Annotated in this window: 14 protein-coding genes and 3 tRNA genes; 8 read left to right on the top strand and 9 right to left on the bottom strand. The window is 43.9% G+C overall.

Annotation, left to right across the window (positions count from 1 at the left end):
• The 8 genes from THEBA_RS02735 to minC are packed head-to-tail and all read right to left on the bottom strand — an operon-like array spanning position 1 to position 6,200.
• Positions 1-771 carry a ComEA family DNA-binding protein gene (locus tag THEBA_RS02735; protein WP_014730350.1) on the bottom strand — a complete coding sequence of 257 codons (771 nt, stop codon included), beginning with the start codon at positions 769-771 and terminating at the stop codon, positions 1-3.
• The gene (locus tag THEBA_RS02730; protein WP_014730349.1) at positions 768-1,508 is read right to left on the bottom strand and encodes an SPOR domain-containing protein; all 741 of its coding nucleotides are present in this window, start codon (positions 1,506-1,508) and stop codon (positions 768-770) included. Before THEBA_RS02730 ends, THEBA_RS02735 begins: the two co-directional genes overlap by 4 nt.
• Entirely contained in the window at positions 1,505-1,699 is a 195-nt protein-coding gene (locus tag THEBA_RS02725) for a hypothetical protein (protein WP_014730348.1), read from the bottom strand. Before THEBA_RS02725 ends, THEBA_RS02730 begins: the two co-directional genes overlap by 4 nt.
• Positions 1,699-2,493, bottom strand: a complete 795-nt coding sequence (locus THEBA_RS02720) for a dehydroquinate synthase/iron-containing alcohol dehydrogenase family protein (RefSeq protein ID WP_014730347.1) — start codon at positions 2,491-2,493, stop codon at positions 1,699-1,701. Before THEBA_RS02720 ends, THEBA_RS02725 begins: the two co-directional genes overlap by 1 nt.
• Positions 2,490-3,500 carry a M42 family metallopeptidase gene (locus THEBA_RS02715; RefSeq protein WP_014730346.1) on the bottom strand — a complete coding sequence of 337 codons (1,011 nt, stop codon included), beginning with the start codon at positions 3,498-3,500 and terminating at the stop codon, positions 2,490-2,492. The genes THEBA_RS02720 and THEBA_RS02715 overlap by 4 nt, the downstream gene beginning before the upstream one ends.
• The gene (locus tag THEBA_RS02710; protein WP_014730345.1) at positions 3,497-4,537 is read right to left on the bottom strand and encodes a M42 family metallopeptidase; all 1,041 of its coding nucleotides are present in this window, start codon (positions 4,535-4,537) and stop codon (positions 3,497-3,499) included. Before THEBA_RS02710 ends, THEBA_RS02715 begins: the two co-directional genes overlap by 4 nt.
• A complete protein-coding gene (locus THEBA_RS02705; RefSeq protein WP_014730344.1) occupies positions 4,534-5,547 on the bottom strand; it encodes a M20/M25/M40 family metallo-hydrolase in 1,014 nt (337 codons plus the stop codon). The genes THEBA_RS02710 and THEBA_RS02705 overlap by 4 nt, the downstream gene beginning before the upstream one ends.
• Positions 5,544-6,200 carry a septum site-determining protein MinC gene (gene minC / locus THEBA_RS02700; protein WP_014730343.1) on the bottom strand — a complete coding sequence of 219 codons (657 nt, stop codon included), beginning with the start codon at positions 6,198-6,200 and terminating at the stop codon, positions 5,544-5,546. The genes THEBA_RS02705 and minC overlap by 4 nt, the downstream gene beginning before the upstream one ends.
• Positions 6,201-6,351: 151 nt before the next feature.
• Between minC and THEBA_RS02695 the strand changes: the two genes are divergently transcribed.
• The 8 genes from THEBA_RS02695 to THEBA_RS02655 all read left to right on the top strand — a co-directional run bounded on the left by THEBA_RS02695 (position 6,352) and on the right by THEBA_RS02655 (position 12,667).
• Positions 6,352-6,427: transfer RNA gene (locus THEBA_RS02695), tRNA-Glu, on the top strand.
• Between the two features lie 5 nt (positions 6,428-6,432).
• A tRNA-Val gene (locus THEBA_RS02690) sits at positions 6,433-6,507 on the top strand.
• Positions 6,508-6,514: 7 nt separating this feature from the next.
• A tRNA-Phe gene (locus THEBA_RS02685) sits at positions 6,515-6,590 on the top strand.
• Between the two features lie 114 nt (positions 6,591-6,704).
• On the top strand, positions 6,705-7,217 hold the full coding sequence (locus THEBA_RS02680; RefSeq protein ID WP_014730342.1) for a transcription repressor NadR: 513 nt from the start codon (positions 6,705-6,707) through the stop codon (positions 7,215-7,217).
• 11 nt (positions 7,218-7,228) lie between these two features.
• A complete protein-coding gene (locus THEBA_RS02675) occupies positions 7,229-8,506 on the top strand; it encodes an MFS transporter (RefSeq protein ID WP_014730341.1) in 1,278 nt (425 codons plus the stop codon).
• Positions 8,507-9,421: 915 nt separating this feature from the next.
• Positions 9,422-10,336, top strand: a complete 915-nt coding sequence (locus tag THEBA_RS02665) for an alpha/beta fold hydrolase (protein WP_014730339.1) — start codon at positions 9,422-9,424, stop codon at positions 10,334-10,336.
• A gap of 16 nt (positions 10,337-10,352) precedes the next feature.
• The gene (locus THEBA_RS02660; RefSeq protein WP_014730338.1) at positions 10,353-11,321 is read left to right on the top strand and encodes a YbgA family protein; all 969 of its coding nucleotides are present in this window, start codon (positions 10,353-10,355) and stop codon (positions 11,319-11,321) included.
• The gene (locus tag THEBA_RS02655) at positions 11,318-12,667 is read left to right on the top strand and encodes a deoxyribodipyrimidine photo-lyase (RefSeq protein ID WP_014730337.1); all 1,350 of its coding nucleotides are present in this window, start codon (positions 11,318-11,320) and stop codon (positions 12,665-12,667) included. The genes THEBA_RS02660 and THEBA_RS02655 overlap by 4 nt, the downstream gene beginning before the upstream one ends.
• Here the strand turns inward: THEBA_RS02655 and THEBA_RS02650 are convergent.
• A complete protein-coding gene (locus THEBA_RS02650; RefSeq protein ID WP_014730336.1) occupies positions 12,650-13,456 on the bottom strand; it encodes a protease complex subunit PrcB family protein in 807 nt (268 codons plus the stop codon). The genes THEBA_RS02655 and THEBA_RS02650 overlap by 18 nt on opposite strands.
• Positions 13,457-13,482: the final 26 nt, after the last annotated feature.

Raw genomic sequence — 13,482 nt, 5'->3', positions numbered from 1 at the left:
TCAAAACTCTATCAGCTCCTTCAGGTTCGCGATGGTTTTTTCCCCAATCCCGCTTACTCTCTCCAAATCCTCATATGAACGAAAGGGGCCGAAACTGGCTCGGAATTCGACTATTCTTTTGGCAATAACCGGTCCTACGCCCGGAAGCCCACAAAGAACCTCCTCATCAGCAGTATTAACGTTCACCTTCAAGGAACCTGATTGCTTCTCGCTTCCAACAAGAGGAACAATGCTAGCGAGAATCTCTGAGAGAATTGAGGGGCCGATACCCGGTACTTTCAGAAGGTCGTCCGAGGTCCTGAACGATCCGTTTTTTTCTCTAAACTCGACTATTGCCTTTGCTTTCGCCTCCCCAATACCCGGAATATCTTGCAGTGACAATACGTCTGCCTTGTTTATGTCGATTAGGGTGTTTACATCTGCAAGAGTGGTAGCGGAACCCGCAACAGTCACCATTTTCCTGAAATTGCTTAACGTCTTCTCTCCGATACCCCTAACCTGGAGAATATCTTCGACAGAACCGAACTGACCCACCGAGGTTCTGTAATCGATAATAGCTCTTGCTTTTGCCGGACCAATTCCTGGGAGTAGCTCAAGCTCCCTCTCTGTACACGAATTCAAGTCGATCGGAAAACTAACAGACTCCGTCTGATCGAAATTTTGTTCGGTGCTTTCCGTCCCGGTGTGCCCCATGACTGCCACAAAACCCATCAAGACAAGAATTACAACCGAACCAATTATCTGAAGCTCTTTGACAGTTAACTTCCTCATCTAAGCTGCCTCGGAAATCTGTCCGTGATATTCCATCCCGTTATCCTCTGTAAAGACTGGACATCAACTTCTGAGGAATAATTCCGAGCCGCATTGGCATCCGGAAATACTCCCAGTATAGCTGCGTAGAAGGTTCTTCCATCAGTTGTTATTGATTTGTATACAAAGGCAGGATAACCGGCACTTCTGAGATCCATGACCTGAGGCGCAATGCCGTCAGATACTGTATGAGAAACAAGCTGAATTCCATAAGCGGTTTTTGAGTCATAAAGACCGGTAAGTGGGTTTTCACCAAGAAACATAACACCAAATTGATCACCCACACGGGTGATAAAATACTTACCTAATCCCTTTTCTACACAAAGTTTGAACGCCGTTCCTTCTTCCACAACCACATAGCCGAACTCAGAGCCTTCAGCCAAGAAATCGAAGGAATTTGTTATTAGCCTTCGGTAATCGAAAGTCTCAAGGAAGAAGTTTTGAGTCTCGGGAACTGAGATCGCCTCCCTAATTATCTGTGTACCTGTCGGAATTTCAACGGGATTTTCTGATACTTCTGGTTGATCGGTTGAAGGGGTAAAAACCGAGCTTCGAATCTCTTCTATTACGAGCTTCGCTCTACGGTTTTCCTCTCGAAGCAGAATTGCATAGCCTCCTAAGATAAAAACAATGGCAGATAGTCCGAGAACAACTACAATCAATGTCTTCAAGACATAGTCATGTGATTCTTCGCTCATGCAAAACTCTCCAATCCTCTCCACGTTTTCTCTCTAATGAACCTTTCAAATGATGAATACCCGACAAAATAAGTTCCGTCTAGACTACCGTCGGGCGTACTGATTTTCAGACCACCCTTTTGTTCAATCAGATCGACCAAGGACGATAAATCAATTCTCAAGGGCCAGTTTCTGTTCCACAGCTGCCTCACTAAACCGAAAAAACCTCCGAGCTTTTAACGTCATTGTTACTGAATTCCCTGGCGAGCCGCAGTTCTACCATTGCGCCGAGAATCACTGCTGCCCTATTTCCGGCTCTGAGTCTCGAAGCAGTTTCGATGAGTCCTGCAGTTTCCGCTCCAACAAATGGTTTCTTGAGCTCAATTCCCTTCAAATAGGCTTTTACAGAAGAGAAAACAATATCATCCCATTGCTCTTCAGTAATCTCTTTTCCAGAAGCCACAAGGTTTGAAATGTATTTGAACAATCTCATATCGAAAGAAAGGGCAACTAGTAAAGGAAAGAGTAGATCACTTCTCGATGAATCAAGATATTCTTTATAGCTTATCGAAGAATCAATAAACACTCTGTCGGGAATGCCATTTGCGCAGAGAAGATCCTTGACAAACTCAAAATTCAACTTGAATCCGTTAATAGCGGGCATAATCTGACCAACGGTGGTCGTTGGAAAAAGGAAGAGTTTTTCCACTTCTGTATGGCCTGCACACGCGTATCCTACCAGATCTATAATTGAACCTCCACCAATTGCAGTAACGGCTTTACATCTTGACACTCTAACCAGCTGATAAATCTCGAACACCCTGTCGATAGACTTAATATGCTCTCCGCCAGGCATTAAGTATTCAGACTTCAAATTTCCCGCAAAAGACTTCTTGAACCCTGAGTCAACTACTCTAATTGACTCAGGGAGCTTCTCAATCATATTCTTACCAAAGATGAGCTGACATCTTTCGGTCGATTCGCTCGTAAATGTAATTCTCTTCATTCCACTCCTTCTTCTGCAAGACCCTTAAGAAGACGAACCGCATTCAAGACATCGTCATAGTCGACCATTTCGTGAGGAGAGTGCACATATCTGCATGGAATCGAGACGGTCCCCGATGCTATTCCTCTCCCAGTTGTCTGATAACCTCTTGCATCAGTACCTCCAAAAATCAGTACCTCATACTGAGTTGGAATTTCCTTCTTTTCAGCAACCTCTTTCAGTCTTGAGACAACCCTTGCAGAACTTACGCTTCCTCGATCCTTGATTTTTATCGTTGGACCTCCTCCAAGTTTGAAGCCCATTCTCTTAAAGGATTTGGGAGTGTCAGGGCCAGCTGTAACATCTATCGCAACAGCCATATCGGGCATAATATCGAATGCAGCGACACTGGCACCAACAATTCCGACTTCCTCCTGTACGGCAAAGACAAAATATACGTCATCTTTTGGTTTATCGAGCTCTTTCAATACCTGAATCATTATTGCGCAAGCAATTCTATCATCCATCGATTTGGAGACAATTCTCTTTCCAAGATCGACAAAGGTTGAATCATAGGTTCCGAAAGTACCAATCGGTGCCTTATTCTCTGCGTCCTTCTTGTCAATTGCACCAATATCTACAAAAACATGATCGTAGTCCAGGTTCTTTATAGTCTCTCCTAGTTCCTTTGCCGTCTCGCCTTCAACATCCACTACTCCCGAAGCGCCTGTCTCAAAGATCAATCTCGAACCTAGAAGCATGTACGGAGACAGTCCTCCAACTGAATCGACTCTCAAGAACCCGTTTGAGTCAATGTGAGTGACTACAACCCCAATTTCATCCATGTGTCCGTCAAGCAAAAGCTTTTTCCCACTACTTCCTTTTTTCATTCCAATAAGATTTCCTAAAGGATCTATCTTCATATCGTCAACATAAGGCTTAATCTCTTCGACTATCGCTTCTCTAATAGCGGATTCTCTGCCGCTTGGAGAACTAACAGTGACAACCTTTTCGATCAGTTTCTTCATCTAGACAGCACCTTCCCTTCCTTAACCAGTATAGTTGCAAGTTCTACTACTTTAAGAAAATCGTTGACATTTATTACAGAAGTTGGTGAATGAATGTATCTTGAAGGCGTGGAAATGACTCCAGAAGGCACACCGGCCATTACTTTCGCAAGCCTTGCTGCGTCAGTTCCTCCCGCTATTCTGCTCTTATATTGAAACTCTATCGAATTGTTTTTTGCGGTTTCGACAATCGTGTCAAGGATCTTCTTGTCAAGAACCAAACCGCTATGAGCAAAAGTCAAAACGGGACCTTTTCCTAGACTTGTGGCCCATCTGTACTCGGGCAGCTCTGGGTTATCACCGGCTGTCGTATTCTCAAAGACAAGCGCAACATCGGGCTTGATTTGTTTGGCGGCGACTCCGCTTCCTCTTAAACCCACCTCTTCTTGAACGACCCATGCGAAATAAACATCGAAATCTACCGCTTTTTCGTCAAGGCTTTCAAGAACCCTCATCAATACTTCACAACCGGTTCTGTCGTCGAAAGACTTCGCGACTGCATAGTCCCCTATCTCTTTGTACGGAGTATCGAAAGAAACTGGATCTCCTATTCTGTGTTTTTCTGAAGCCTCTTCCTTCCTTGAATAGCCTAAGTAGATTTTCAGCTTGTTCATGTTAGGGGTTTTCAAAAGAGAAGAAGGGTCTTGAGTATGAATTGCCTCAAATCCTATGACTCCAGGTGTCAAATTCTCACCAACCAACACCTTTTTCCCAATCAGTACTCGAGGATCGACTCCCCCGATGTTAGTAAAAGATAGCGTACCATCTTCATTAATTTTTTTGACCATGAGACCAACTTCATCTGTGTGGGCTAGGAGCATAAGCCGTTTTGAGCTTTTTCCATTACCTTTTCTGACAGCGATCAGATTTCCAACCGTATCTGTCCAGACAGAGTCCACCTTTTCTTTGACAACTTCCATAATATATGAAGAAACCCTCTCCTCGAAACCGGAGATTCCCGGGAGTTCGCACAGTTCTTTCAACCGTTTGAGCTTCATATGTCCTCATCTCCTTTCAGCGAGACGAAGAAACCGGCAAGTAATCTTGCCGTACTTGCAATGTCACTAATCTGAACAACCTCAACTGGGGTATGCATATGCATTTCAGGAAGTGAAAGCAGAAGAGTCGGAATGCCGGTACCGGCTATCTGCACATTGTCAGCATCCGTCCCAGTTCGCCCAGACCCGAACTCATACTGAACCTTTATTTCGTTGTCCTTCGCGTAGTTGTTCAGTAACTCAAAATACTTCTTGTGGATGTTCGGACCTCCAACCGTCAAGGCCGGCCCCTTGCCAAGCTCTACATCATTCTCTTTATTATGATGAGTTACATCCATAGCAACTCCAAGATCTAATTCCAGAGCTTCTGCAGCTCCCTTTGCTCCAATAGCACCTACCTCTTCCCTCGTGGTAAAAACGAAGTAAACCGTGGGCGTTAAACTATACTTTGAAAGTTCTCTAGCAGTCTCTATACTTATAGCGGCACAAGCTCTATCATCCAACGCTTTGCCTGAAACCTTGCCATTCATCTCAAATGCAGAAAAATCTACTACCGCAAGATCTCCGACATCAATCTTCTCAAAATCTGGATTAATCGAAGCATCAATAAACAACTCGTCAAAAGAAGGGACCTCTCCTCTTGTCTCTTTCTTCTGAAGATGTGGAGCTAACATTCCAATTACTCCTGCCCTTTCTTCTCCGTCTCTGCATTTAATCTTGACCTTCTGAGATATAAGAACTTTCGGATCTATTCCCCCCAGTTCTTCAAATCTCGCGAACCCTCTTTCGTCGATCTTTGAAATGACCAAAGACACCTCATCGACATGAGTGAATACTCCAATCCGCTTCTTGTCACCTTTCTTAACTGCGATTAGATTTCCAATCTCGTCAGTGTAGGTCTCATCTACAAAGGGATCTATCGCCTCTTTAATTACTGAATGCACTTCACTTTCGTAGCCGACAGGTCCGAACGCATTGGAGAGATCTACTAACAATCTGGCTAGATTCAATTCGCCTCCCCCTTTACTTCAAACTTTACATTGTCTGCCTCTTCCACTATGATTCTTCCCGTTCTAACATGGGCAACGGCTGGACCATCAAAATGATCATATTCTTGAGTGATGAAGTTGCCTATTTGGATGAGCGACGGTTGTAAATCGATAGCCGCAATTACTCCAGTCTCGCCCTGGGAATAACCGGCTCTCAGAACTCCTTTCGCACTTCCGAATATCACTACGCTCCCTCCAGCTATTATTTCGGCGCCCGGATGAACGTTGCCAATAACAACTACATCAAAATTATGCACAACGATTTGACCAGATCTCAAATTTCGCCTAATAATCTGAGCTCCCCGAACTTCTGTGATCTTCTCTCTTACGAGATCATACTTCTGACCGACTTTGACGTCCTTTTGCTCCATGCTGCCAACCAGGATGTCTTTAACATGAACGCCGAGATCACTGAGCAATGAGACGATTTTTACTATATCGTCGGGCTTACTTGTCTCTTGAGTAAGCATCAAAGAGATCTCATCTCCTTCAGAAAAAAAATCCTTTGCATCGGCGAACTTCTTCATGATGTCTTGCCTGAGTTCGTCAACGCTTCTGTAAGAATCAATTAGAAGTATCAGGCCCTTCTTAGTCATTCTGAAATCAATCGGCACAGTGATCACCCCTTTCTTCAAGATTCTATCACGAAAAAATCCTGTCCAAGGCGCACTGGAATTGAAAAAGTTGGCTGAATGAACTGTCAGAAATGCATATCGACCTCTTGACCGCCGACGGATTATAGTGTAATATAAAATACGTGCTTCGGCCCTCATCGTCTAGTGGCCTAGGACACTGGCCTTTCACGCCGGCGACCGGGGTTCAAATCCCCGTGAGGGCGCCAGTGGTGGAAGCGTAGCTCAGAGGAAGAGCGTCTGCCTTACAAGCAGAAGGCCACAGGTTCGATCCCTGTCGCTTCCACCAGATTGATGGCGAGGTAGCTCAGCAGGTAGAGCAGCGGACTGAAAATCCGTGTGTCGACGGTTCGATTCCGTCCCTTGCCACCAGGTAGTTTTATTCTTACGGATGTTTTTATGCTTGATATGTCCTCCGGGGCATATTTTTTTGAAGGTGTTTACTGTAAAGTAGCTGCTATAATGTAATTGTTTCCGGGGGTGAGAATGATAGAGAAGGTCGAGAGGCACAAATACATTATGAATCTACTTGAAGGTTCTTCTGTCCCTGTTAAGGGACAGTTTCTCGCCGACGAAACTGGTGTCAGCAGACAGATGATCGTGAAGGACATAGACGAACTGAGAAAAAATGGGTCGAGTATTGTCGCGACAACAAGGGGATACCTTCTCAGCAAAAGAAGGACCTTTAGAATGGTTGTATCGGTGAAACATGATGAAGAAGATATCTATGATGAACTCTCAGAAATCATTACCGCCGGCGGGCATGTAATCGATGTAAGCGTTATCCATGCAGTTTACGGGGAGCTAAAGGGCAAACTAGACCTTTCGACGATAGACGACCTTAACAGGTTCATAGCTGCTCTAAAAGCATCAAATGCAGTTCCTCTTCTCAGTCTTTCCAAAGATGGAGTTCATCTCCATACAATCGAGGCTGACTCTCAAGAGTCTTTAGAAAGAATTAGAAGCATTCTAAAAAGAAAGGGTTACTTGCTTACCTGAAGGAGGCTCTGATGAACATTGATGAAGTGATCCAAAAGTATATAACTAAGGGCAGGAGAACGCGCATGCTTCTACTGACTTCGCTGGAGTGGATGTTAGTAGCCGGAGGAGTTATGATTACCTCTTTGACACTTCCTTCAATCGTGGAAGATCTTGCCGGTACTACAGGCAGTCAGAGTATGATGGCAAGTTCGGTATTCGTGGGAATGCTGCTCGGTGCGTTGTTTTCCGGAATGATCTCCGATAGGTTCGGTAGGAAGTGGACAAATCTCATCTTGTTGCTAATTGCAGGTCTTTCAACCGGGTTTACCGGCGCATCGGTTTCAATGAGAACTTTCTCAGTTGGGAGATTTGTGGCTGGAATCGGTTATGGTGGTCTGCTTCCCGTAGTCAACGCATACCTTACTGAATTCTCATCGATAAGGATCCGTGGTTTATATCTCGCTCTTCTTGAATCGAGCTGGGCGGTTGGAAGCATAATCACTGGTGGATTTACCATGTTGACTTTGAACAGCCTTGGATGGCGGTGGTCCTTCTACTTTCTTGCATTATTCAGTGTACCACTCTTGCTAATTTCCTTCTTTCTTCCTGAAAGCCCCAAGTATCAGTTCATGAAAAAGGGCAAAGTCGCACTGGAGAAAATACTGGGAAAAGAAATTGATGAAGAGATAGAGATGCATAAACAGTCTAAGCAACCAATTCTCGGATTGTTCAAAGGTGATCTGGCTAGAAGGACAATAATGATCTGGATCAGCTGGTTTTCCGTAAGTTTTGTCTATTATGGAATCTACACGTGGGCGCCAAAGATCTTCATGTCCAAGGGACTGACGCCCGTTTCTTCCCTGTGGTATACCTTTTTCATGTTGATCATGCAACTGCCTGGCTATCTGACCGCAGTGATCCTCATTGAAAGAATTGGGAGAAAACCATCACTAACATTCTTTTTTGGAGGAATGGCGGTTTCGTCAATCGTCATGGCACTGGTGAATAGTTCAGCTCTTCTTCTCGTTGCGAGCGTTTTGATTTCGCTCTTTGTGCTTGGAGCATGGGGAATGGTATACGCATATACACCCGAATTATATCCAACTGAAATGCGTGCGCTTGGAAACGGTGCATCTGGAGTGATGGCAAGAGCAGCTGGAATTGTCGCTCCCTTCTTCACGAATTTGGTTATGGGAGGTACAGGCAGCGTGTTTGTAGTGATGATATTCATGGCTGCCCTGAGTTTGTTTGCTGCGATAATCGTATCCAAAATGGGCGTTGAAACAAAACAGGCGATCATCGAGTGATGGGCAAGGAGCTAATCGACAGGATCATCATTGTTGGGGAGTGAACCAATAGTTGTCTTCTCGAGAAGAAGAATCTGTCTCAAATAGTCAGGATTACTGCTATTTATGATTTCTGAGCACTCGCGGCAGTTCTCTCTACTCCGAAGCAACCTGCCCATCTTTCGACATCGAAAACTTGTAATGAAGTAAATAAGGATGGACAAGATTCATCCAATTACTGAAATCTGTATCCACTCTAGTTATTGTCGAGTTGAATTTATAGCATCAATAATTGATTTCATCAAACCACTGAGATTGGTCATGTTGGCTTGTCACTTCGTTTACTGCTTTTATTCTTTTCATTATCGCAGTTTATGATCTGTTGGAGGGGTTCCAAATGAAGAAACGACTCGACAAATGTCCAAGCTGCGGTACAGACTTGCAGATAACTGAGTATGCCTATCAGAACTGCAAGGCAAAGATAATCGGATCATTTTCGCAGGGAGAACTTTCATCTTTGCCAGAAGAGCTTCTTGCGTTTTTGAAGGCCTTCATCAAGAACAGAAGGAATCTCTCAGAGTTTCGAAAAGAGTTAAATATTCCGTACTCTACAGCTAGAAGCAAAACTGGAATAACTGGTAACCGGTCCCGGATCCGAAGTTGCCAACCGTCAAGTTCGCAAAGCATCCAAAATAATCAAGAAGCTCGAAGAGTTGAACTAACAATGAAGAGGTCGCTCAGCTTCTGAACAACATGAAAAAGGGAAGATAATAGCAGATGGATTCATGCCAACAGAATTTGTTGTCAAGATACTTCACATAGCACCGGCAGATGATAATTCTTCTCAAATTTTAGACCATAAGAGAGTTTGAAGATCATTATGCGAAAAATGGTATATTATTGTTGCTCGACAACTTCTGTAAAGGGGTGTCGCGAATGAAAATAGTTAGGACGCTCTTTCTGGTTCTGCTTATTGTCATTGCGGTTGCAGTTGTCAACGGAATTTTCAGTGTGACAATGGCGAGGATTTTTTTGAACAGGATTGAAAGAGAAGGTAGGTACTTGAAGGTCGGTGAGGAAGAGCTTTTTCTGAAGGTTCTCGGCGAAGGAAAACCGATGCTTATGATTCACGGATTTCCCGGATCGCATCTTGATTTTTCAGAACTGGCCAAGCTTCTCTCTTCAAATAGAAAAGTCTACCTAGTAGACCTCCCTGGATCAGGCTTATCTGAAGCGTCAAGCAAAGGAGACTACTCAAGAAAAGGATACGCAGAGCTTCTTGTAGATTTGATGAATCTTCTGAACATTGAAAAAGCAGATATAATAGGGCACTCCCTCGGAGGAGAGATCGCGCTCAACATCGGCTACTACTATTCAGAAAGAGTAGAGAATCTCATCCTTATAGATTCTTATGCATTCACCGAACAGAAACTCGTGCCTGATTTCATTTCTAGTAGCAAAGTGTTGACATGGATTGCAATGCGATTCTATTATCAGACCTATCCTGTTCAGAGGTATCTCTATACTAAAAGACTGGGAGACAAAAGTTACTTCGTCCATGAGGAGTTCGGAAAGTATTTTGCTCTCGTAGATCGTATGTCTATACAATTCCTTAGTGAGTTCATTAAGGACAGTGATGGCGGTTCTCTTTCAGGAATGCTTGGAGAAATCGATCTGAATGTATTAATAATCTGGGGAGAAAGGGATGAAATACTTCCTTTAGATTATGCAAAAAAGATTTCTGAAGAGATTCCTGGAAGTACTCTCAAGATAATTGAGGGAAGAGGGCACGCTCCCTTCATCGACAAACCCGAAAGGGTGGCTGAAGAAATTCTCTCTTTCCTCGAATAAAGAGGAGGACACGACTTTGATACACTCTAGACCGCAAGTCGTGGTCAGTAGATGTCTCGGATTCGATACCTGCAGATACAACGGCCAGATGATTCCAAGCAAATTCGTCAAAAGGCTGAAGAAATACGTCCAGTACTTTACCGTGTGTCCCGAATTCGACATCGGACTTGGGGCACCGCGAGCCCCTGTAAGAATGGTAAGAAAGTCAGATGAAATAAGGTTAATTCAACCTTTGACAGGTAACGATGTTACAGAGCGTCTTACAGATTACTCTCACAGGTTTCTCGATGGTTTGAGCGGAGTTGACGGTTTCATTCTCAAATCTGCATCGCCAACCTGTGGCATAAAAGATGTGAAAGTGTATCCCGGGGAAGGTAAGGTAATGTCATCCGGTAGAGACTCTGGTTTTTTTGGAGGAATCGTTATTGAGAGGTTCAACTTCCTCCCAGTTGAAGACGATGGAAGGCTATCAAACTTCATAATAAGAGAACACTTCTTGACCAAACTTTTTACGGTCTCCCGATTCAGAGAACTCTCAAATAATCTTACCAGGAAAGGGCTGGTGGATTTTCAATCTGACAACAAGCTGTTATTCATGTCGTACAATCAAAAAGAAATGAGGATTATGGGTGCAATTGTGGGGAAGATGGATTCCAGAGATATTAGAGAAGTCTATGACGAGTATTCCTCTCATTTCTACAAAACGATGTCAACCCCACCAAGACACACCTCTCATATCAATGTCTTGATGCATGGACTGGGTTACTTTTCAAAGTACATATCGTCTTCGGAAAAGAGATTCTTTCTCGATACACTCGAAAGATATAGGGAGGGAAAGATTCCGCTGAGCGTCCCTCTATATATTTTACGTTCTTACGTCGTTGCATTTGAAAGCGAATATCTCGCGCGGCAGACTTTCTTCGAGCCTTATCCAGAAGACCTCGTCGAAATAACGGATTCTGGAAAGGGCAGATCAGGAAAATGAGAGCAGATAGGGCTCACAAGTTGAATAAGAGCAATGATCGACGCGGGAATTTTGTTTTATACTGGATGCAAGCTTCACAGAGAACTGAAGAGAATCATGCTCTTGAACTTGCTAAACAAGAAGCGAAAGAACTTGATGTTCCACTTGCTGTGCTTTTCGTTCTGAACGCTAATTACCCCTCTGGAAACCTGCGGAGTTTTTCCTTCATGTTCGACGGTTTGAGAGATGTGAAATCGGAGCTCGAAGAACAGGGAATCCGCTTCGTGATTTTTAAGGGAGATCCGGTCGATATAGTCCCCAAAGTATCTAAACGTTGTGCTCTGGTGGTAACAGACGTAGGTTATCTACGACACCAGATAGACTGGAGGAAGAGGATCGCTGAAAAACTAGAATGTCCGTTTCTTTCTGTTGAAAGTAACGTGGTAGTTCCTGTAAGAACGGCAAGCTGTAAAGAAGAATACAGCGCAGCGACTTTCAGGAAGAAGGTTATGAAGCATTTTGCTGAATTCGTAAATGATTTCGAAGCTGTGGAACTAAGATCCAGAGCTTCGCTTGCTGAATTTGAAGGCGCTACGGGTATTGAAGACGTTGATCTTTCCGACCTTGACCAGAGCGTTTCCGTTGTCTCCGATTTCCATGGGGGGCAGAAAGAAGCCAAGAGAAGACTTGAAGTATTTCTCTCGAAGAATTTAGACCGGTTTGAAGAAGAGAGAAATGATCCGAATTCCGGTTGCCTGTCAGAAATGAGCCCCTTTCTTCACTTTGGACACATTTCACCTTCTTACATCGCACGAAGAGTAATTGATTCCTGTTCAAAGGGGAAAAATGCGTATATCGAAGAACTGGTGGTCAGGAGAGAACTGGGCGTTAACTTCGTCTTCTATAATTCCAAATACGATTCCTTTGAAGCACTGCCTCAGTGGGCTCAGAAGACTCTCAATGAACACCGGAAGGACAAGAGAGTTCGATCCTTCTCACTTTCCGAACTTGAAAGCGGTAAGACCGATGATCCTTACTGGAATGCAGCTCAAAAGGAAATGTCTCTTACCGGGAAAATGCATGGTTATATGAGAATGTACTGGGGAAAGAAGCTCCTTGAATGGAGCTCCGATCCCGAAAGCGCTATTTGCTCGGCAATATACCTTAACGACAAGTATGAACTGGACGGACGGGACCCAAACGGATACGCCGGTATCCTTTGGTGCTTTGGAAAACACGACAGAGCGTGGTCTGAACGCGAGATCTATGGTAAGGTCAGATATATGAACTCAAACGGTCTCAAAAGGAAATTCGATATCGATTCCTACGTCAAAAGAATCGATAATCTGTCATTCGACAGAAAGTGACGAACTGAAAACTTCAGTATCAGTTACTCTTTCATCTTTCATTACTTCCAGTTCAACTATTAAGTCATAAGTGCCTGGGACAAGGCCAAGAATCTTGATCGCCTTTCTTGGGTATGTGAAGGCCTGAGTAACAAATTCCCCGCTACCCGGTGAGTGGAGCGTGGCGTATACTTTTATGGTTCTAGTCTCAATAAGGAGAACGCTTGTCACTTCTATCTCATATCCTCCTGTAGGTTTTTCTCCAGCTTGTATTACCAGGACCGGTTCGCCTGATATTACTGAGGTTTCTCTGAACCCTTTTTCTTCCACAACACCAATCAAAATTCCTGCTTCAATGCTCCTCTCTATCTCCACTGCAAGGCATTCATACTCAAGCTTTTTCACCGCATCCTCCAAAACCGATTCATAGTCAAGTACTAATTCCATTACGGACAACGAATACCCTCTTTCAAATGATAACAAAAACGGCTTCATTACAAAATAAAGCCCCTGTCTAGCCAAGGAAACTATCTTCTCATAGCATTCACCATTTACTTTCAGCTGAATTGATGCCTCCCGTTCCTGCTCTTCGCTTTCAGGATCGAAGAGCCAACCTGAAGCAATAATCACAACTTTATTGGAATCGCTTGCAGAAAGAACGGAGAAATCAACGCTCTTTTTTCTACTTCCTGTGCTTTCATCGAGTACGAGCGGCTCGTAACTTGAAAGCTCCGTGTAGTCTACCTGAAAAGCGACCAGAAAAGGGGAAAGAAGAACAATGGCAATGAACACAATAATCAACTTCTTCATATTTCACCTCCTTCTTGTAAGACATG

This window comes from Mesotoga prima MesG1.Ag.4.2 (assembly GCF_000147715.2).
In the GTDB taxonomy this organism is placed as follows: Bacteria; Thermotogota; Thermotogae; order Petrotogales; family Kosmotogaceae; genus Mesotoga; species Mesotoga prima.
Note: the sequence above shows the minus strand (reverse complement) of the source record. Positions and strands in the feature narration are given on the sequence as shown.

What these genes read in the sequence shown, in the direction of transcription:
- THEBA_RS02735 (WP_014730350.1), bottom strand. Translation starts at nt 771, where the DNA reads ATGAGGAAGTTAACTGTCAAAGAGCTTCAGATAATTGGTTCGGTTGTA.
- THEBA_RS02730 (WP_014730349.1), bottom strand. Translation starts at nt 1,508, where the DNA reads ATGAGCGAAGAATCACATGACTATGTCTTGAAGACATTGATTGTAGTT.
- THEBA_RS02720 (WP_014730347.1), bottom strand. Translation starts at nt 2,493, where the DNA reads ATGAAGAGAATTACATTTACGAGCGAATCGACCGAAAGATGTCAGCTC.
- THEBA_RS02715 (WP_014730346.1), bottom strand. Translation starts at nt 3,500, where the DNA reads ATGAAGAAACTGATCGAAAAGGTTGTCACTGTTAGTTCTCCAAGCGGC.
- THEBA_RS02710 (WP_014730345.1), bottom strand. Translation starts at nt 4,537, where the DNA reads ATGAAGCTCAAACGGTTGAAAGAACTGTGCGAACTCCCGGGAATCTCC.
- THEBA_RS02680 (WP_014730342.1), top strand. Translation starts at nt 6,705, where the DNA reads ATGATAGAGAAGGTCGAGAGGCACAAATACATTATGAATCTACTTGAA.
- THEBA_RS02675 (WP_014730341.1), top strand. Translation starts at nt 7,229, where the DNA reads ATGAACATTGATGAAGTGATCCAAAAGTATATAACTAAGGGCAGGAGA.
- THEBA_RS02665 (WP_014730339.1), top strand. Translation starts at nt 9,422, where the DNA reads ATGAAAATAGTTAGGACGCTCTTTCTGGTTCTGCTTATTGTCATTGCG.
- THEBA_RS02655 (WP_014730337.1), top strand. Translation starts at nt 11,318, where the DNA reads ATGAGAGCAGATAGGGCTCACAAGTTGAATAAGAGCAATGATCGACGC.
- THEBA_RS02650 (WP_014730336.1), bottom strand. Translation starts at nt 13,456, where the DNA reads ATGAAGAAGTTGATTATTGTGTTCATTGCCATTGTTCTTCTTTCCCCT.